The 18,888-nt window shown below is 70.0% G+C and carries 20 protein-coding genes; 5 read left to right on the top strand and 15 right to left on the bottom strand.

Going from position 1 to position 18,888, the window contains the following annotated elements:
• Positions 1–7: 7 nt before the first annotated feature.
• The 7 genes from AMYTH_RS0103355 to AMYTH_RS0103320 all read right to left on the bottom strand — a co-directional run bounded on the left by AMYTH_RS0103355 (position 8) and on the right by AMYTH_RS0103320 (position 5,123).
• Entirely contained in the window at positions 8–907 is a 900-nt protein-coding gene (locus AMYTH_RS0103355; protein ID WP_027929113.1) for a helix-turn-helix transcriptional regulator, read from the bottom strand.
• 23 nt (positions 908–930) lie between these two features.
• Positions 931–1,739 (bottom strand): IS5 family transposase gene (locus AMYTH_RS47610; protein WP_157360499.1). Its coding sequence is split into 2 segments (ribosomal slippage): positions 931–1,388 and positions 1,388–1,739, totalling 810 coding nucleotides; the frame shifts between segments, so codons are not numbered across the junction.
• Positions 1,740–1,868: 129 nt separating this feature from the next.
• The gene (locus AMYTH_RS0103340) at positions 1,869–2,918 is read right to left on the bottom strand and encodes an NAD(P)-dependent alcohol dehydrogenase (protein WP_410468311.1); all 1,050 of its coding nucleotides are present in this window, start codon (positions 2,916–2,918) and stop codon (positions 1,869–1,871) included.
• 138 nt (positions 2,919–3,056) lie between these two features.
• Positions 3,057–3,464, bottom strand: coding sequence for a type II toxin-antitoxin system VapC family toxin (locus AMYTH_RS0103335; protein WP_027929111.1), 408 nt, complete (start codon positions 3,462–3,464; stop codon positions 3,057–3,059).
• On the bottom strand, positions 3,452–3,679 hold the full coding sequence (locus AMYTH_RS0103330; protein ID WP_027929110.1) for a type II toxin-antitoxin system Phd/YefM family antitoxin: 228 nt from the start codon (positions 3,677–3,679) through the stop codon (positions 3,452–3,454). The genes AMYTH_RS0103335 and AMYTH_RS0103330 overlap by 13 nt, the downstream gene beginning before the upstream one ends.
• 32 nt (positions 3,680–3,711) lie before the next feature.
• On the bottom strand, positions 3,712–4,635 hold the full coding sequence (locus tag AMYTH_RS43635; protein ID WP_051362493.1) for an RIO1 family protein: 924 nt from the start codon (positions 4,633–4,635) through the stop codon (positions 3,712–3,714).
• A gap of 11 nt (positions 4,636–4,646) precedes the next feature.
• Entirely contained in the window at positions 4,647–5,123 is a 477-nt protein-coding gene (locus AMYTH_RS0103320) for a glycine-rich domain-containing protein (RefSeq protein ID WP_027929109.1), read from the bottom strand.
• A 252-nt stretch (positions 5,124–5,375) separates the two neighbouring features.
• Between AMYTH_RS0103320 and AMYTH_RS0103315 the strand changes: the two genes are divergently transcribed.
• Both AMYTH_RS0103315 and AMYTH_RS0103310 read left to right on the top strand, forming a co-directional pair.
• Complete coding sequence (locus AMYTH_RS0103315; RefSeq protein WP_037322187.1) at positions 5,376–6,665, top strand: helix-turn-helix domain-containing protein; 1,290 nt, start codon at positions 5,376–5,378, stop codon at positions 6,663–6,665.
• 13 nt (positions 6,666–6,678) lie between these two features.
• Positions 6,679–7,038 carry a hypothetical protein gene (locus tag AMYTH_RS0103310; protein WP_027929107.1) on the top strand — a complete coding sequence of 120 codons (360 nt, stop codon included), beginning with the start codon at positions 6,679–6,681 and terminating at the stop codon, positions 7,036–7,038.
• 304 nt (positions 7,039–7,342) lie between these two features.
• Here AMYTH_RS0103310 and AMYTH_RS47605 read toward each other — a convergent pair whose 3' ends face one another.
• Positions 7,343–7,513, bottom strand: coding sequence for a hypothetical protein (locus AMYTH_RS47605; RefSeq protein WP_209440736.1), 171 nt, complete (start codon positions 7,511–7,513; stop codon positions 7,343–7,345).
• Between the two features lie 192 nt (positions 7,514–7,705).
• Between AMYTH_RS47605 and AMYTH_RS0103300 the strand changes: the two genes are divergently transcribed.
• A complete protein-coding gene (locus tag AMYTH_RS0103300) occupies positions 7,706–8,980 on the top strand; it encodes a DUF6923 family protein (protein ID WP_027929106.1) in 1,275 nt (424 codons plus the stop codon).
• A gap of 63 nt (positions 8,981–9,043) precedes the next feature.
• Here the strand turns inward: AMYTH_RS0103300 and AMYTH_RS0103295 are convergent, their stop codons facing one another.
• The 4 genes from AMYTH_RS0103295 to AMYTH_RS0103280 all read right to left on the bottom strand — a co-directional run bounded on the left by AMYTH_RS0103295 (position 9,044) and on the right by AMYTH_RS0103280 (position 11,972).
• On the bottom strand, positions 9,044–9,418 hold the full coding sequence (locus AMYTH_RS0103295; RefSeq protein ID WP_027929105.1) for an Imm1 family immunity protein: 375 nt from the start codon (positions 9,416–9,418) through the stop codon (positions 9,044–9,046).
• Positions 9,415–10,155 carry a DddA-like double-stranded DNA deaminase toxin gene (locus tag AMYTH_RS0103290; protein WP_167344564.1) on the bottom strand — a complete coding sequence of 247 codons (741 nt, stop codon included), beginning with the start codon at positions 10,153–10,155 and terminating at the stop codon, positions 9,415–9,417. The genes AMYTH_RS0103295 and AMYTH_RS0103290 overlap by 4 nt, the downstream gene beginning before the upstream one ends.
• Positions 10,156–10,236: 81 nt before the next feature.
• The gene (locus AMYTH_RS0103285) at positions 10,237–11,163 is read right to left on the bottom strand and encodes an NADP-dependent oxidoreductase (RefSeq protein ID WP_027929103.1); all 927 of its coding nucleotides are present in this window, start codon (positions 11,161–11,163) and stop codon (positions 10,237–10,239) included.
• Positions 11,160–11,972 (bottom strand): SDR family NAD(P)-dependent oxidoreductase, encoded by an 813-nt coding sequence (locus AMYTH_RS0103280; protein ID WP_027929102.1) that lies wholly within the window; start codon positions 11,970–11,972, stop codon positions 11,160–11,162. Before AMYTH_RS0103280 ends, AMYTH_RS0103285 begins: the two co-directional genes overlap by 4 nt.
• 113 nt (positions 11,973–12,085) lie before the next feature.
• On the opposite strand from AMYTH_RS0103280, the gene AMYTH_RS0103275 reads away from it, so the two are divergent.
• Positions 12,086–12,691 (top strand): TetR/AcrR family transcriptional regulator, encoded by a 606-nt coding sequence (locus tag AMYTH_RS0103275; protein ID WP_027929101.1) that lies wholly within the window; start codon positions 12,086–12,088, stop codon positions 12,689–12,691.
• A gap of 22 nt (positions 12,692–12,713) precedes the next feature.
• On the opposite strand, the gene AMYTH_RS0103270 is transcribed toward AMYTH_RS0103275, so the two are convergent.
• The 3 genes from AMYTH_RS0103270 to AMYTH_RS0103260 form a co-directional block, all read right to left on the bottom strand.
• Positions 12,714–14,189: an aldehyde dehydrogenase gene (locus tag AMYTH_RS0103270; RefSeq protein WP_027929100.1), complete on the bottom strand. Its 1,476-nt coding sequence runs from the start codon at positions 14,187–14,189 to the stop codon at positions 12,714–12,716.
• A 138-nt stretch (positions 14,190–14,327) separates the two neighbouring features.
• Positions 14,328–15,953, bottom strand: coding sequence for a flavin-containing monooxygenase (locus tag AMYTH_RS0103265; RefSeq protein ID WP_027929099.1), 1,626 nt, complete (start codon positions 15,951–15,953; stop codon positions 14,328–14,330).
• A 32-nt stretch (positions 15,954–15,985) separates the two neighbouring features.
• The gene (locus AMYTH_RS0103260) at positions 15,986–16,915 is read right to left on the bottom strand and encodes an alpha/beta hydrolase (RefSeq protein ID WP_027929098.1); all 930 of its coding nucleotides are present in this window, start codon (positions 16,913–16,915) and stop codon (positions 15,986–15,988) included.
• 192 nt (positions 16,916–17,107) lie between these two features.
• Here AMYTH_RS0103260 and AMYTH_RS0103255 point away from each other — a divergent pair, with 192 nt between their 5' ends.
• Positions 17,108–18,868 carry a sigma-54-dependent Fis family transcriptional regulator gene (locus tag AMYTH_RS0103255; protein ID WP_027929097.1) on the top strand — a complete coding sequence of 587 codons (1,761 nt, stop codon included), beginning with the start codon at positions 17,108–17,110 and terminating at the stop codon, positions 18,866–18,868.
• Positions 18,869–18,888: the final 20 nt, after the last annotated feature.

Raw genomic sequence — 18,888 nt, 5'->3', positions numbered from 1 at the left:
TTTCGGATCAGGGGTCCGGCGTGCCGGACGGGGCGTCCTCGGCCCGCTCCGGCTCGCCCGCGTGCCGGCCGAACTCCTGGGTCGCCGCCCAGCTGGCCAGCAGCGCGTACTTCTCGGCGGATTCGCTGCCCTCGTCGACGCTGTAGGTCCCGATGGACAGCCCCGGCTCGCCGGGCATCTCGAACACGTCGAAGGTGATGTCCAGGACACCGACCTCGGGGTGGCGGTACTGCTTGTGCCCGGTCCGGTGCTCGTGGACGTGGTGTTCGGCCCAGTTCCCGCGGAACTCCAGGGACAATGTGGACAGTTCACCGATAAGCGCGGTGAGCTCGCGGTTGAGCGGGTCACGCCCGGCTTCCAGGCGCAGCATCGCCGCGGTCATCCGGCGGGCCAGCGGCCAGTCCACGTAGTAGTCCCTGGCGCGCGGGTCGAGGAAGATGAACCGGGCGAAGTTGGGTCGCTCGGCCTCGAAGTGCGGCGCGAACAGCGCCCGTCCCATCAGGTTCGAGGCGATCAGGTCCTGCTGCGCGTTCCACACCACCGCCGGCACGCTCATCGTGTCCAGCACCCGCTGCACCGAGGCCCGCACCCGGGCCTTGGACGACTTCACCTTGCGGGCCGGACCGGGCGCGGTGCGGGCCAGGTCGAACAGGTACTCCCGCTCCACGTCGTTGAGCCGCAGCGCCCGCGCGATCGCGTTCAGCACGCTCTCCGACGCGCCACGGATGTTGCCCCGCTCCAGCCTGGTGTAGTAATCGAGGCTGACACCGGCGAGCTGGGCAACCTCCTCCCGCCGCAGCCCCGGCACCCGCCGTTCCCCGCCGACGTCGGGCAGTCCCACCTGCTCGGGGGTAACGTGCGCGCGCCGGGAGATCAGGAACTCCCGCACCTCGTCCTTCTTGCTCATACCGTCCACGCTAACAACTCGTTTCATAATGAAGTCGGCAGCTTGCGGTAGCAGATGAGGACGCAGGCCAGGTGCATGAGGCCAAGGTGGATGTCGGCTCGGCGTTCCCAGCGGATCCGTAAACGCTTGAACTGGTGCAGCCAGGCGAACATCCGCTCAACTACCCATCTGATCTTGCCGAGACCGGAGCCGTGAGCGGTGTTCTTGCGAGCGATTCGCGGGACGATGCCCTTGTCTCGCAGGGTCTTGCGGTGATGGTCGTAGTCATAGCCGCGGTCGCCGTAGAGCCAGCGCGGGCGCTGACGAGGCCGGCCGCGTTTCCCGCGGATCACTGGAAGCGCCTCGACCAGCGGTATGAGCTGCGTGCTGTCGTGCCGGTTGCCACCAGTAACAGACACCACGAGCGGAATACCGTTGCCGTCGGTGATCACATGGTGCTTGGAACCGAGCCGAGCCCGATCGACGGGCGAGGGGCCCGTCGCTTCCCCCCTTTCAACGCCCGTACATGCGACCCATCCACCACCGCCACATCCAGATCGAGCCGATCCAGCGCTCGCAGCTGGTCAAGCAAGAGCTTGTGCACCGCGTCGAACACCCCGGCCTCGGTCCAGGCCCGCAACCGACGCCAACAGGTCACCCCGGAGCAGCCGAACACCTCACGCGGCAGCTCCCGCCACGAGATCCCGGTCTTGAGCACGAACACGATCCCCGCCAACGCCGCCCGGTCATCCACCGGCAACCGACCCGGATACCGACTCCGCCGCACAGGCCTCGGCGGCAGCAACGGCTCCACCCGCTGCCACAGACTGTCGGGAACCAACTTCTCAATCACCACATCAGCATGCCCACACTTGATCAACTACGGCCAGCAGACGCGCCGATCATTTTGAAACGAGTTGTAAATCGGTCCGGGCGCGGGTGGGGGGCCCTGGCGAGCCCCCCACCCGCACGTGGTGTCCACTCAGGCGGCGAGAGTGGTGGTGTCGATCACGAACCGGTACCGCACGTCCGAGGCCAGGACCCGGTCCCACGCCTGGTTGATCTGATCGGCGGGGATGATCTCGACCTCGGGAGCGATGCCCTGCTCGGCGCAGTAGTCGAGCATCTCCTGGGTCTCGGCGATGCCGCCGATCATCGACCCGGCGTAGGAGCGCCGGCCTCCGATCAGCGACATGACCTGCAGGCTCAGCGGCTCGGCCGGCGCGCCGACGTTGACCAGAGCGCCGTCCACGGCGAGCAGGCCGAGGTAGGCATCCACCGGGATCGGGGCGCTGACCGTGTTGACGATCAGGTCGAACCGGCCGGCCAGGGTCTCGAACGTCGCCGGGTCGCTGGTGGCGTGGTAGTGGTCCGCGCCGAGCCGCAGCCCGTCCTCGCGCTTGCTCAGCGTCCGGGACAGCACGGTCACCTCGGCGCCCATCGCGTGCGCGAACTTCACGGCCATGTGGCCGAGGCCGCCCATGCCGACGACCGCGACCTTCTTGCCGGGGCCGGCGCCCCACCGCTTGAGCGGCGAGTAGGTGGTGATGCCCGCGCACAGCAGTGGCGCGGCCTTGTCGAACGGGATCGCCTCCGGGATGCGCAGCACGAAGTCCTCGTCCACGACCACCCCGGTGGAGTAACCGCCCTGGGTGATGGTGCCGTCCCGGTCGACCGCGCCGTAGGTGGCGACCATGCCCTCGGTGCAGTACTGCTCGTCACCGGCCTGGCAGTTGACGCACTTGCCGCAGGAGTTGACCATGCAGCCGACGCCGACCCGGTCGCCGACCTGGTAGCGGGTCACCTCGGAGCCGACCTCGGCGACCACGCCCGCGATCTCGTGCCCCACAGTCAGCGGGTACGGCTGCGGGCCCCAGTCACCGCGCACGGTGTGGATGTCGGAGTGGCAGATGCCGGCCCAGCGGATGTCGATGCGCACATCCTTCGGGCCGACCGCACGTCGCTCGATCGTCCCCGGTGCCAGCGGCCCGGTCGCGGATCGGGCGATGTAGGCGTGCACAGCAGTCATCAAGGTCCTTCACTGGATCGTTCGGATGTCTTTCACGATCCAGGGAAGCACCGCAAGCCCGGTGGGTGGGAGGTTCTCTCAGAACCCCTCAGTTGTGCGCCCTGATCCGGCGCGATGCTCGGCGAACTCGGTTCGGCACGATCACCACAGCACCTGAACCCCAGCCACGGTCTGGAAGGCCTCGTCGGCGGTCACCAGCGGCAGCGATTCCGTCATGCACTGCGCGGCGATCATCCGGTCGAACGGGTCGCGGTGCTTCCACTCCATCGAGCCCGCGAGAAGACTGTGCTCGTCCGTCACAGGGACACTGTCCACGGCCAGTCGCGCGAGGTGCTGCCGGTACGCGCGCACCAGCACCTCGGCTTGCGGCAGCTTGCCCAGTCGTTGCTTGGTCGCGATCTCCCACGCCGAGGCCGCGGAGACGAACAGCTCCGTGCGGCGATCGGCGACCGCGGCGCGGACCTGATCGGAGAGCCGGTCCGGATCGGTCAACGCCCACAGCAGCACGTGCGTGTCGAGCATCAACCGTCGCGGCGTCACGCCTCCCATGCCGCGAGTTCGTCCTCGGGAAGCGGCTCGTCGAACGAGTCCGGAACCCGGTAGGGGACGAACCCCAACTCCCTTTCCGGCGGCTCCTGGAACGGCACCAGCCGGGCCACCGGCACATCCCCTCGTGCGATGACGACCTCCTCGCCCCGCTCGACGTCCGCCAGGATCGCGGACAGCCGCGTCTTGGCCTCCTGCACCTTCACCGTCCGCTCCACCAGGTCAACGGTACTTGACCAACCCAGGTTGGTCAACCTTGGCCACCGCCGGTCGGGCCATGGTCGCGCTGGTCGAGACGGTGGAGCGCCCACGCCCGCGCGGCAGCGGTGAGGGCCGGTCGGTGCGGCAGTGGATGGTCCCGTTCGAGCAGTTGCCAGATACCCCAGATGGCGATGGCGAACGCGGTCCGTGCCGCGGCTGGCGTGGCCCGCCAGCACAGCACCGCCTCGGCCCACCGTTCCGCAGCTTCCGGCTCGTGGCCCGCGGCGATGAGCCGGGGTATGAGGAACGCCGTGTCCACGGCCGGGTTGCCCCGCCGCGACCAGGCCCAGTCCACCACCCGAGCGCCGCCGTCGCCGACAAGGATGTTGAGCGAGTGCAGGTCGGTGTGCACCAGGTGGTCACCGGCGACCAGCTCGATCGCGCGCGCCTCCCCCGCCACCAGCTCGTCGAGATGGTCCTGGGCCCACGGGTCCAGACCGGGCGGAAGGTCCTTCGCCAGCCTGCGCCACGCCGCCAGCCGCCCCCACTGCTCGGCCAGCAGCGGCGCTTTCACCGGGCACGCCGCCAGCTCCTCGGCCATGACGTCGAGCACGGGCACGATCGTCGCCGGATCGGGCGACCCCGGCGCGAGGTCGGTGTGCCGACCGGCAACGCACTCGAACCCCAGCAGCAGCCACTCCCCGACCTCGACCCGCCACAGCAACCGCGGCGCGATCACGGCGGGTAGGCATGCGTTGACCTCGGCCTCGTGGCGGTGCATCGCGCCCCGGCGGCCACCAGCGTCGGCGATGCCCTTGCAGAAAACCCGGCCGCCATCGCGCAGATGCAGCGTCGCCGAGAAATCGGAGTTGCGGCCCGCCGACGGGATTTCGGCACGCACGACCGGCCCCGTTCGCCGTTCGATCGCCGCGCGCGCCGCGACGGGCAACTCACCCCACGGCCGACTAACCATCGAATCCCCCTCTAGCACTGCGCCGGCGGCGGGTCGTCGTAGCAGCCATTCTTGCATTGTGAGCAGTTGACGTGATCGGCATCCGAGTGGGGCCAGAGGTCAACGTCCAGGGTGTAGCCCGCTCCCCTGATCGCGGACATCGTACGAACCAGGGTGTCCCGGGCGGCAGGGCCGCCGGCGCTCGGGTCGCTCTCGTCGGTCGGGACGTGGTGGAGGAAACGTCCCGCCACGCGGTCACAGAACTCGGCGTAGTCCTTGGTGTGCAGGACGAAGGTGTGCCAGCCCAGGTCGACCAGTTCACTGGGAGCCAGCGGTGCACCGCAGTTGGTCGCGCAGGCCGCCAGGAATGCCAGAGCCTGATCCACGATGCGCTCCGACAGTCCCGGATCCAGCTTCTCCTCGACGGCGAGGCGACGGGCAAGGCGGTTGAACAGCTCGTGCGAGACGAGCGAGCGGCCGGTCACCGGACCATTCATCACCGCGGTCATGCGCTCCTCCATTCGGTCAGTTGTCACCGGCCGCTGCTCGGCCGCTGACGGATCCAGTAGAGCGGGCGCCCCTCTCCGCACCCAGCGCGTACAGGATGCGTCGACACGGCGTCAACGCGGCGACACTGCGCTGAGCTGCGAAAACAACGTCAGCGCGGCCGTTGGTCCGATCAGGTGCCGATGCCCGGTCGGTGATCAGTGACCTTCGGTTGCTCGTTATCGTGGCTCCCGAGGACGAGAGGGGAAGCCGATATGGGTGAGCGACGGGATGCGTTCATCGCGCAACGCTGCCTGATGGGCTACACCCAGGAAGCGTTCGCGACGGCGGTGGGTGTCGAGTTCACCACCGTGGGACGGTGGGAACGCGGCGAGTTGACCCCGCAGCCCTGGCGTCGAGGGCGCATCGCCAAGGCCCTTGGTGTCACGCTCGAGGAACTCGGAGCCTTGCTGTCTCCGGACATCCGCCGGAACAGCCAGAGGCCGGCCCCTTCTGAGCAGCGGGTGGTGCACGTGCCGCCCGGCGATCCGTCAGAGGAAGACGATATGAACCGGCGAAGTTTGCTGCGGCTGTTCAGCATGGCCGGAGCCTTCCTGAGTCTCCCGGAACCCGCGGACGCTGTCACCGAATCCGTCGGCCGCACCACCGCCAACTCGGCCACGGTCGCAGCCTACTCCCAGCTCAACCGGTACCTGTGGCGGGCCTACGCGCTCGCTCCGAGCAAGGGCACGGTGCTGCCGCCGGTTCGTGCGCAGCTCGAGATCCTGTCCGAAGCCTTGACGCAGGCACAGACCCCTCACACCCGGCAGCACCTCTGCGCACTCGCGGCTGACCTCTTCCAGCTGGCCGGCGAAATCCTCTTCGACGCGGACCGCTATGGCGACGCCGCACACTGCTACACCTTGGCGGCCACCGCCGGCAAAGAATCGAGCGCGATCGACCTGTGGGCGTGCGCGCTGACCCGGCACGCCTACATCGCCGTCTACGAACGCCGGTTCAGCGACGCGGCCCCTCTCCTCGACCTCGCCGCAACGCTTGCCCGGCGAGGTGATCCCAGTCTGCCCACCCGGCACTGGATCGCCGCTGTGCAAGCAGAAACTCACGCTGGGCTGGGCGATCTCGACGCCTGCCAGCGGGCGCTCGACACCGCAACCGAAGTGCTGCAGCTCCCGCAGCCCCCGTCCAACCGGGGTTGGCTGCGGTTCGATGGCTCACGCCTGCCCGAACTGCGCGGCACCTGCTACCTCTCCCTCGGCCGGACCGACCTCGCCGAAAGGGCGCTGACCGACGCGCTCCAGTCGGGCCTGACCCTGCGGCGCGAAGCCGCCGTGGTCACCGACCTCGCACTTCTCGGGCTGAAGCGGCAAGATCCGGACCAAGTCGCCGCCTACGCCGGCACCGCCGTGTCCATCGCCCGCCAAACCGGCTCCGCCGTCGTGATCCGCAAACTGCAGGTACTCCAGCAACACCTCTCCCGCACGCCTGCGCACCCGCGGATCCGGCAGTTGACCGCCGACATCCACGCACTCAGCACCCTGACGTGAGCAAGGAGCACGAATGACACACGACGGAGGCCGCACCTTCCGGGAAGCCTGGATCGCCGGCGTCAACAAGCACTACCCCGGCCAGCCCAAGCCCGGCTATATCGCGCCCTGGGAGGACACCCCGGACTGGGAACGGGAGGCGGCTGCCGCGGTGTACGACCAAGTCCGTGCCTTCGTCACGGCGACCGGCGGCGCTACCAGCAAGCTGACCCGCGACCAAAAAGGACGATTCGTCGCGCTCTGCTGGATCGGCCAGATCTTCAAGCACTTTCCCGACCCGAAACCCTCCTACGTCGCCGACTGGCACGACCTTCCCGACTGGCAGAAAGCCACCGACGCGGACATCTTCGAGCACATCGAACAATCCGTGTAGCGCATCGGGCGTTGAGGCTCTCGCCGAGGAGCCGGGCAACAACCGGCTCCTCGGCGTCAGCTGCCCACGGCGAAACCAACGGCGATGGACGACCGAGTGATCGCCCCGGATCGCACCCCGCTCCCGGGGCAGCGCCAGCGGCCCGCCCCTTGTGCTGCCTGCCTGCCATGACCCGGCCACCCCATGTCTCCGCCGCCGAGAAGGGTCTCCCTTCGTTCGCGACACTGGGTCCGAAACCAATCAGGCCACCTCGTCGAGGCCGGACCCGACGAGCCGGGGCAGGCTCGGTTCACCACTTGACCACTTAGACGCGCGAGGCGGCCTGCTGACGGAGTTCGGCGGTCTCCCTGCCGGCGCCGACGAACACCCGTTGGGTGACGACGTCACTCACGACCGCGCCGGGCCGCACCCCCGCGCGCCGCAGACTGTTCAGGAGCCGGGTGTCCGCTTGGATCCGCTCCCCGATGCGGTGCACGAGCGCGCGGGCACCGCGCGGGGAACTTAATGAACGGGCACGGCCGGGATGCCCCTTGCCCCGGGCGGCAGAGCCGCGACAACCGCAAAGGACACCCCGTCGGGGCCTCCCCTCCGCGGGGGAACGCGACATGTTCGCTCTAGATCGTCCTGTCCTTCCGGATGACCGTTCCGCACACCGGAAGGAAGATCAGTGGTCGTTCAACAGTTGAAGCGCGCGGGGATGCTGACCCTGGCCGCGTCCGCGATGGCGGGCGGGTTGGTGTTCACCGGCGCGGGCACGGCGTCGGCCGCGCCGTTCGTCTGCACCGGCCAGGTTTTCCTGGCGCAGGCGGTGAACAACAACACGCAGGGGCAGCTCTACGGCGGCACTTTCGGCGAGGGCAACATCACCTTCAGCCCGATCGGTGCTCCGGCGATCGACAACTACAACGCGATCGGTTACAACACGGTCGACAACTACCTCTACGGCATCCGGGGCACCAACGGCGGGCTGTGGCGGATCAACTCCGACGGCACCGCGACCGGGTTCGGCCCGCCGGCCGGGCTGCCCGCACCTGGCACGGTCGTCAACGGGGTGACGATCACCGGCTACAACGTCGGTACGTTCGACGACCAGGGCAACTTCTACGTGGCGCTGGGGACCGCACCGTACATCTGGGTCGTCGACCCTGTGACGAACAGCGTGGTCAAGCGCATCGACCTCAACGGCAGCACCTCCTACGCCGACTTCGTGTTCGCCGACGGCTATCTGTGGGGTGTCGCGACCAACGGCACCGTGACGCGGGTCAACCCGAACACCGGCGCGGTCGAGAACTTCAACGCCGGCCTGCCCGCCGGGACCTTCGGCGGCGTGTTCGCCTACGGCAACGGCGACCTCGGCATGTACGAGAACAACGGCACGCTCTACCGGCTGCAGGTGACCAACCCCGCCTCCGCGAACCCGGCCTTCCAGATCATCTCCACCCAGACGGGCCCGGCCTCCGGCGGCAACGACGCGGCCTCGTGCGTCGCGCAGCCGACGGACCTGGGGATCGTCAAGGACGGTCCGGCGCAGGTGAACAACGGTGAGACCGTCACCTACACGCTCACGGTGCTGAACAACGGCCCGGGCACGTCGAGCGGTTACACCGTGACGGATTCGATTCCGGCGGGCCTGACGAACGTGACGACGAGTTCGCCCGGCTGCGCGGTGGCCAACATGGTGTTGACCTGCACCGGCGGCTCGCTCGGTGTGGGTGACAGCACGACGATCACGGTGTCCGGCACTGCCGACGGCAGTGTGCAGACCCTGTTCAACACCGCGAAGGTGCGGGGCAACGAGGAGGATCCGAACCCGGACAACGACAACTCGAACACGGTGACGACCGTGGTGGTGCCGATGTTCGCGGCGCCGCTGGCGGCGGGAGCGCTGGCGCTCGCCGGTGGCCGTTTCGCGCTGCGCCGCCGCCGGAACAGCAGCCGCTGACCTCGATCCTGGGGCTGCCGCCTCCTGCCTTCCAGGGGGCGGCAGCCCCTTTTCCACCAGGTGTCATGCACCCATGTCACGCCAGGGCACAGCACCTGGCAGCCGCCGGGTCCGAACGAATTCGCGAACGGCTTCGGTGATCCGCTCGAGAGGAAGCCCGCTCCCAGCGGGAAACCCCGTCTCCGACGGCGCGGAGGGCGATTCCGGATCCCCATCGGTGACGAGATATCCAGCCGCGCCGGAGTAGAGCAGATACCCCCAGCCCTCGTGCACGTGCACGTCCAGAACCGCGTCATCGGTCTGAATGCTGCCCGTGTCCGCCCACGGCTGCGCCAGCAGTTCGACCAGGCGTGTCACGTCCTCATCACCTGTGACGTCGACGGTCTCACCACCCGGCACACCATCGCGAAACGTGGGCACAGCCGCCATGAGCGTCATTCGGATCCCTCGTCCTTCCCGGTGTAGGTAGCTACCGTGCCGTCCGCCTGCACCACGCGCAACCGCGCTCCCGGAGGGAGGAAACGCGCAAGGTACTTGTCACAGGTGAACGGCTGCGCCTGGTCGAATGGTCGCGTCCCACATATCTGGCGGTCGATCACCACCGTCTCGTCCCGCAACCCCTGTTCACGCATCGCGACCGCCACCTTGACCTCGACGTGCCGCGCCAGCCGGGTCACGGCGGGCGGGAGTCTACTGCTCCGCGCGAAGCGCACCACGGCGTCATGATGCTCGTCGCTCAAGCCGCTGGTGACCCGGACTGACCAGCCATCAGAGCGCGCCCACTCGCCGCGCGCCTCACTCCCAGCGGCCGTCGCCCGACCGACACGCTGCCTCGCCTGCTCCACCCGCACACCGAGTTCGGGGCTCCTCCGATGTGGCTGTACGGCCGGAGGGGCGGGCGAGTCCTCACCGACACCGAGACTGCCGAGATAGGTACGTAGCACGTGCTCGGCTTGTCGCAACGTCGCGATCCGCTCCGTAATCGCCGAAGTTGCCGCCTCACCCTGCGAGGGTAGTTGCGCGAGTTCGGGGTCGGCGGTGCCGTCCAAGGCAGCCTTCCACACCTGCGTGGCCTCGCCGACCAGCTCGTGTGCCCGGGCAAGCACCTCCCGCGCGGCGGTGATCAGCGCCAACACGCGCCTCAGGCCCAGAGCCAGCTCCTGGACGGGCACCATGAACCGCACACTAGTGATGGAGACCCGGACGATCTGCGTTTCAGGGCAAAGCGGACAGGCAACGGCGCTCATGCCCCGTCGTTACAGCGTCACCACGATCTTCCCGTGCACGTGGCCGCCCGCCTGCAGCGCGACAGCCTCCCGGATCCGGTCGAGCGGGAACGACTCCGCGATGGGCACGGTGACCGCTCCGGCGGCGACCAAGTCGGCGATGCGCTCCAGTGCGGCCGGGTCCGCGCCGAAGGCGCCCGTCGCGTGCACGCCCGGGAGCTGACGGTCCGCGGCGATGGTCGAGATTCGCGCCGGGGGCACGCCGAGCGCGAGGGCCGTCTCGGCGGTTTCCGTGCCGTGCAGGTCGGTCGCGGCGGTGATGCCGTCCGGGGCGAGCGCGCGTACCCGGTCCGCGAGGCCGGCGCCGTAGGTCACCGGCACGGCGCCCAGACGCTCCAGGAAGTCGAACGTTCCCGGGGACGCGGTGCCGATCACGGTCGCCCCGGCCAGCCGGGCCAGCTGCACGGCCAGGACGCCAACACCGCCGGCGGCGCCGCCGATCAGGACGGTGTCCGACGGGCCGACCCGAATCGCATCGAGGGCAGCGGCCGCGGTGAGCCCGGGGGTGGGCAACGCCGCCGCAGTGGTGTCGTCGATGCCGTCGGGGGTGCGCAGCAACAGGTTCGGCGGCGCCAGCGGCACGCGCAGCACGACGTAGTCGGCGACCGCACCCACGAGCACCCCGCCGTACACGCGGTCGCCCGGGGCGAACTCGGTGACGCCCTGCCCGACCTCGTCCACGACGCCGGCGAGGTCGCAGCCGAAGCCGGACGGCCCGGTGATGCCGAACATGGCCGCGTGGCGGGCGGAACCCGCGATCTGCCAGTCCATCGGGTTCAGGCCGGCCGCGCGGACGGCGACGCGGATCTCGCCGGGACCTGCGTGCGGTTCGGGAACCTCGCGCACCTGAAGCACTTCCGGCCCGCCGAACGCGTCGCGGAGGACGGCCCGGCTCATGCCGCGGTCCCCGGTCCGGTGAGGGCCTGCTCGATGATCCGCCCGTACAGCCGGACCGACGCCGACCGCGGAAGCAGGTACTTCCCCGCCAGGTCGGCGAGGTTGTTCATCAAGCCGGGGATCACGTGCGCCTTCCGGCCAAGCTGCCGCAGTGCTGTGCGCGCGACCACGGCGGGGTCCATCTTGCGCCCGCCGAGCTTGCCGAAGTCGATGCCGACCGCGTTGTCCAGACCCTCGGTGCGCGTCGGGCCCGGCGAGACGACGAGGACGTCGACGTCGTGCTTCTTCCACTCGTGGTTGAGCGCCTGCCCGAGCGACAGCACATACGCCTTCACCGCGGCGTAGTTGGCCTGGAAGGGCACCGGGCTGGCCGCGAGGCTCGACGCCACCAGGATCAGGGCGCCGCGACGGCGGCCGACGAACTCCCGCCCGAACCGGTGCGCCAGCCGCAGCGGCAGCGCCCCGTCCAGGGCCAGGACGTCCAGCTCGTCGGACAGCTCGTTGCCCACGAACGGGCCGGCGTGGAAGATGCCGGCGTTCGCGACGACGATCCCGATGTCCAGGCCGCTGACCTGTCGCGACAGCTCGTCGACGGCGCCGTCTTCAAGGAGGTCGAGCGCGACGACCAAGCTGTCGACGCCGTAGGCGCCGGAGAGCTCCGCGGCCAGCGCCTCGAGGCGGTCCTTCCGGCGCGCGACCAGGACGGGGTTCACGCCCGCGGCGGCCAGCTGCCGCGCGAACTGCTCGCCGATGCCGGAGGACGCTCCGGTGACGACCGCGTAGGCGCCGTAGGTGCGCAGGTCTTTCATGGTGGTTCCTGTCTGTGCCGGGGAACGCCCCGATTTCCGTGCAAGCGTTCCAGAAGTCGTCCGCGACTCTACGACTTCTTGAACGTGCAGTCAAGAAGTCATAGACTGGGGACATGGCAAGGACAGGGCGGCCCAGAGCCTTCGACCCGGCGGAAGCGCTGGCCACGGCGCAGAGCATCTTCTGGGCGTCCGGCTACGGCGGAACCTCGATCCAGGCGCTCGTCGACGGCGTCGGACTCGAACGCGGGAGCCTCTATGCCGCGTTCGGCGACAAGCGCCGGCTGTACTTCGAGACGGTGAAGCTGTACTGGGCCGAGTACGAAAAGACCCTCCGGTCAGCGCTCACGCAGATCCCGCTGCTCCCCGCGTTGCGGGAGGTCCTGGTGATGCCCGCGCAACTCGGAACCGTGGCGTCCGACCCGCAGGCCCCGCACGGCTGCATGATGGGCAACACCATCGCCGAACTCGTCCCCCACGACGCCGAAGCCACCGCCCTCGTCACCGACGCGTTCGCCCGGTTCGCCGACTTGCTGATCGAACCGCTCCGGCAAGCCCAGGAACGCGGGGAAGTCAGCACCGCCTCCCCACCCGAAGCGCAAGCGCAACTCCTGCTCGTCCTCGCCCAGGGCACCTCGCTCCTGGCGCGCACGGGAACCGACCCCGCGACCGCCACCGCCGCGATCGACGCCGCCTTCGCGGGACTCCGCGCGGAGGACTGACCAGGCAGCGGGGCAGACAGGCTCAGCCGAGCGTGAACGGGTCGCGCGTGCCGCCGCTCAGCTCGACCCACACCGACTTCGTCTGGGTGTAGGCCTCGATCGCGTCCACACCGTTCTCCCGGCCGATGCCGGACTGGCCGTAACCGCCGAAGGGGACACTGGGCGCCACGACCCGGTAGGCGTTGATCCACACCGTGCCGGCCCGGACCCTGGCCGCGACGCGGTGCGCCCGGTGCACGTCCTTGGTCCACACCGCGCCCGCGAGGCCGAACGCGGTGTCGTTGGCCAGTTCGACCGCCTCGTCCTCGTCGTGGAAGGTCAGGGTGGACAGCACCGGGCCGAAGACCTCCTCGCGCACGACCGTGGACTCCGGACCGACCCCGGTCAGCACGGTCGGTTTGACGAACAACCCGCCGAGCCCCGCGTCGGCGGCGCCGCCGTAGGCGATGGTCGCGCCTTCCTCCTGCGCGGTCTTCAGGTAGTGCATGACCTTGGCGTATTGAGGTGCGTTGGCGACCGGGCCCATCTCGGTGCCGGGGTCCATCGGGTCGCCGAGTGCGATCGTCGCGGCGCTGTCGGCCACCAGCCGCACCAGTTCGTCGTGCACCGACTCGTGCACGACGAGACGCGAGCCGGCCATGCAGGTCTGCCCCGTCGCGGCGAAGATCCCGGCGACGACACCGTTGGCCGCGGCAACCAGGTCGGCGTCGGCGAAGACGATCTGCGGCGACTTCCCACCCAGTTCCAGCGTCACCGGGTTGAGGTTGTCCGCCGCGGCGTGCGCGACGCGGCGCCCGGTGGCGGTGGAGCCGGTGAACGCGACCTTGTCGACACCGGGGTGCCCGGCCAGCGCGGCACCCACCTGCGGGTCCTGGCTGGTGACGACGTTGACCACGCCGGGCGGGAACCCGGCCTGGTCGAACAGCTCCGCGAACGCGACCGTGGAAGCGGGGGCGTGTTCGGACGGTTTGACGACCACCGTGCAGCCGGCGGCGAGCGCGGGCGCGAGTTTCCAGGTGAGCAGCAGCAGGGGCGAGTTCCACGGCGTGATCGCGGCGACCACCCCGATGGGCTCCTTACGGGTGTAGACGAGGTAGTCCGGGTTGGGCGCGGGGATCTGCCGTCCCTCGACCTTGTCGGCCAGGCCCGCGTAGTAGTGGAACCAGGAACTCAGCCCGGTCATCTGGCCGATCATCTCGCGGTACAGCTTGCCGGAGTCGCTGACCTCCAGCCGGGCCAGGCGTTCGGCGTTGCCGGCGATCACCTCCGCGGCCCGCCGCATCAGCCGGGCCCTGGCGAACCCGGTCGTGGCGCCCCACTCCCCCGTCAACGCCGACCGGGCGGCCGCGACCGCCGCGTCCACGTCCACCGGCGCGGCGTCGGCCAGCTCGGCCCACGCCTGGCCGGTGTAGGGGTTCACCGACCGGAACGTCGCCCCGGACGTCGCGTCGACCGGCTTGCCACCGATCACCAGCTTGAAGCGCTCCAGCTCCGCCATCGGTCCGTCCTCGTCGACGAGTGCGTGACGTTGTCGTTCCACGGTAGGCGCGGCACAGCCCACGGGCCACCCTGAACCAACCCGGCAGGACAGCGGGGGTGCCGGTCCCGGCCGGCACCCCCACCGGGTGAGGGCTGCTCAGACGGCCGCCGTCGCGTTCTCCCGGGTCAGCTCGAAGCCGGTGTATCCGGCGTCGGCGACCTCACGCAGCTTCGCCCGGTAGGCGCCGAGCCCCGCGAGATAGAACATCACGGCGTTGCGCTTGCCGGGGATGTTCGCCCCGAAGATCCACGAATCGGCCTTCGGGAACAGGGTCATGTCCGCGATCTCCGCACACGTGGCCGTCCACGCCTCCTCCGCGGCCGCGGTCGGCTCGACCGTCCGCACCCCGGTTCGCTCGGCGTGGCGGATCAGCTCGCCGATCCAGTCGACCTGGGTTTCGATGCTCGGCGGCAGGTTGGTGAACGGCCCGTTCGGCCCCAGGATCATGAACATGTTCGGGAAACCGGCGGTGGACACGCCGAGGTAGCTGGTCGGCCCGCCGGTCCAGTGCTCGCTGATGTGCCGCCCACCGCGGCCGCGCAGGTCCATCGCCCGGTAGTTGCCGTCGACCGCGTCGAACCCCGTGGCGAACACCAGGACGTCGAGTGGGTGCTCGATCCCGTCCGCGGTGCGCACACCGGCCGGGGTGATCTCGCGGATCGGGTTCTCCTTGATCGAAACCAGTTCGACGTTGTCCCGGTTGTAGGTCTCGTAGTAGCCCTCGTTGCACAGCGGGCGCTTGGCGTAGAGGTCGGTCGGGGTGAGCTTGCGCGCGGTCTCCGGGTCGTCGACGATCTCGGCGATCTTGGCTCGGATGAACGCCGCGGCGGCCGCGTTCGCTTCCGGGTTCGTGGCGATGTCGCAGAACGTGCCGAACATGAACCGGAAGCCGTTGCCCTTATCCCAGGCTTCCTGGAACACCTTGCGACGTTCCTCTTCGGACACGCTCATCGCCTCGACGCCGCTCTCCTCGAACCCGAACGCGACGACGGAGTTGCGGACCTGGTCCCAGATGGCGTCGAAGTTCTCCTTGGTGCGGTCCACTTCGGTCTGGTCCACCGGACCGTTGCCGGACGGCACACAATACTGCGGCGAACGCTGGAAGACGGTGAGGTGACTCGCCGTCTTCGCGGCCGCGATGATGAACTGGGTGCCGGTCGACCCGGTGCCGATCACCCCGACGCGCTTGCCGGTGATGTCCAGGTCGTCCGGCCAGGCGTTGGTGTGCACCAGGCGGCCGGCGAAGCCGTCCCGGCCCGGGATGTCGGGGATGTTGCTCCTGGCCAGCAGGCCGAGCGCGTTGACCAGGTAGCGCGCCGTGGTGGTCTCCCCGGTGGCGGTGGTGACCGTCCACAGGTCGCTCTCCTCGTCGAAGACCGCGCCGGTCACCTCGGTGTTCAGCCGGATGTCGCGGCCGAGGTCGAAACGCTCGACGACGTGCTCGAGGTAGGCGAGCACGTCCGCCTGCTCCAGGTAGCGGGTCGTCCAGTTCCACTCCCGCAGCAGATCCTTGTCGAAGGAGTAGCGGTAGACGAACCCCTCGGTGTCGGACTTGGCGCCCGGGTACCGGTTGAAGTACCAGGTGCCGCCGACGCCGCCGCCCTTCTCGAAGGCCGTGACGGACAGGCCGAGTTCGTTGCGCAGCTTGTGCAGCATGTAGATGCCGCCGAATCCGGCGCCGATGACGATCGCGTCGACGTCCGGGGTACGGGTGGTGCTCATGGTCGCTCCTTGGAGTCGGGGACGGGCGCGGCTCAGCCGCGGTACCACTTCGCGATGGCGGCGATCTCCGCGTCGGCCTCGGGCGCGTTGCCGGCCAGGAACGGGAAGACGTGCTGCATGCCCTCGCCGATCGACAGGGTGACGTCGACGCCCGCCGCCTCGGCCTTCGCCGCGACCCGGGTGGCGTTGTCGAGCAGGGATTCGGCCGAGCCGGCGTTGACGTAGAGCCGGGGGAAGCCGGTGAAGTCGGCGTACAGCGGGTTCGCCAGCGGCGTGCGCGGATCGATCTCGCCGTCCGCGAGCACGCCGGCGATCATGCCGTCGAGCAGCGGCACGCTGATCAGGGCGTCGGTCGCGTCGTTGGTCACCAGCGTCTCGCCGGAGTTCTCCATGTCCAGCCACGGTGAGAACGCGATCACCCGCCCCGGCAGGGGCAGGCCCCGCTCCCGCAGCGCCAGCGGGATGGCGATGGCGAGGTTCCCGCCAGCCGAGTCGCCGATCGTGGTGATGTCCTGCGGGCGGATGCCCCGCTCGGTCAGTGCCGTGAACGCCGCGACACCGTCCTCGACCTGGGCGGGGTGGGGGTGCTCGGGCGCCCGCCGGTAGTCGAGGACGAAGGCGGTGACGCCGGCGGCCTTGGCCACGTGCGCGGCCAGCTTGCGGTGGCTGGACGCCGAGCCGACGGCGAAGCCGCCACCGTGGGTGTACAGCATCACCTGGGAGCGGTCCGCGCCGGCCGGCAGCGCCCAGATCCCGGGCACGCCGCCAACGGTGTCCTCGCGGTAGGTGACGTCCTCGGGCTCCCGCGTGGGCTGGTGCCACTCGTCGAAGATGCTGCGGAACAGGCGCGTGGTCAGGCCTGGCGTGGTGGCGATGATGCCCGCCCAGTCCGCGTAGAGCGCGCGCAGGGCGTCCGCTCCCGCCGAGGTGCCCGGCGGGCGGGTCGATGGCGCCGTTGTCATCTGGTTCCTCCTCGAACTCGTCAGGGGCCGTGCGGCGGCCGCTGTGGGGTGGGACTCACTGTGGCGAGCGGGCGGCGCCGCCGGTTGTTCCGTTTCGGAACGATCACGGGTGTTCCAGAACGGAACACCGCACGCGGTCGCGGCGGCGGCTACGGTGTGTCCGGACAGCTCGGGACGGACTACGAGGCAACGATGCGTCGAGACGACATCCCCCACTTGCCGGACCTGTCGCGGGACCAGCGGGAACGGATCCGCCGCACCCGGGAGGCGCTCGTCCGCGGCGGGCTGCTGGCCGCGCCGCCGGGTCGCAGCGGCGTGCCGCGGCACATCGAGCAGAGCTGGCGGCGATGTGTGGGCGAGGCGGTGCCGGTCACGCCCGACCACGTCGACTACCGCGAACCGGAGGACAACCGGACGACGCTGAGCCGCGCCGCCGAGCCGGTGCTGGAACGACTGAAGGACAGCCTTGCCGACGTGCCGGTTGCCATGGTGCTGTCCGACGCCACCGGCCGGATCGTGGTGCGCCACGCCGCGGTGCGCCGTCAGCGCGAGGTGATGGACCGGGCACGGGCCGCCGAAGGGTTCGACTACTCGGAACGATCGATCGGCACGAACGGCATCGGCACGGTGCTCGTCGAACGGCGCCCCGTGCTGGTTCGCGGCCCCGAGCACTACAACGCCCTGCTCGAGGACCTCACCTGCGCCGGCACCCCGATCATCGAGCCCGGCACCGGCCGCGTCATCGGCTCGTTCTCACTGGCCTGCTCGACGCGCGACGTCCACCCGCTGATGGCGGTGATGGCCGGGGACATCGGACGCCAGATCGAGGCGCGGCTCCTGGACGAGGCCGGGGACCGGCGCCGCCGGCTCGTGCACGCCTACCTGTCCCTGGACCGCGCGAACACCGCCACACTCGTCGTCGACGAGGACACCGTGCTCGCCAACCGCCTCGGGCTCAGCCACACCGGGCCGGAGTTGCACCCGTTGCTGTGGCGGTACCTGAGCGAACACGGCCCGGACCGGACCCGGCGCATGCGGGTGCCACTCGCCGACGGCCCGCACGACGCCCTGGTCGAACCGATCCGGGACGCCGGCAAAGTCGCCTACAGCGTGAAACTGTTGTCCCGGCACCCGAGCCCGCCGGCAGGCGGCGGCGCCACCGGCGCGGTCACCCCGCCCGTCGTCGGTGACCTGCTGCACTTCGACGACCAGGTCAACCGGCAACTCGAGACCGCCGTCCGGCACCGCGAACTGATCGCCCTGACGGGGCCGAGCGGCACCGGGAAGCTCCGCACCGCACTGCGCGTGCTGGGCCGGCAAGGCGCCCCTGATCCGCTCGTCGTCGAACCCCACCTGGAGCCCGGCTGGTTCGGGGACGCCGCGGCGGCTGTCGCGGACGGACGCGGCCTGGTGATCCGCAGGATCCACCACGACCCCGTCCCGTCGGTGGCGCAGGTGCGGGCCCTCGCCGCACCGGGGGTCCCGCTCGCGTTCACCGTGGACCTCGACGCCGCCGGCGACGCGGCAGTCGGCCTGGTGCGGCAGGTCGCCACCACCGTGCGGCTGCCGGCCCTCGCGCACAGCCTCGAACACCTGCCCGCGCTGGTCCGGACCGTGCTCGCCGAACTTCCGGAACCGGAGTCGGCGACCACGTTCGCCGCGCCGGCGTGGGACCGGCTGATGTCCTGGCACTGGCCGGGCAACCTCGCCGAACTCCGCAACACCGTGGGCTTGCTCGCCCGCCGCGCCTGCGGGAGCACCGTCGACGTCGACGACCTGCCCGACGAGCTGCGCACGCCCCGGCGCTCGCTGAGCCTGCTGGAGTCCGCCGAGCGCACGGCGGTGGTCGAAGCGCTGCACGCCGCGGGCGGCAACCGCAGCCGCGCAGCCCAGGCGCTCGGCATCGGCCGCAACACCCTTTACCGCAAGATGCGGGAGTTCGGGATCACCTGAGCGGACCACCCGGCCGGCAG

The organism is Amycolatopsis thermoflava N1165, from assembly GCF_000473265.1.
Taxonomy (GTDB): domain Bacteria; phylum Actinomycetota; class Actinomycetes; order Mycobacteriales; family Pseudonocardiaceae; genus Amycolatopsis_E; species Amycolatopsis_E thermoflava.
Note: the sequence above shows the minus strand (reverse complement) of the source record. Positions and strands in the feature narration are given on the sequence as shown.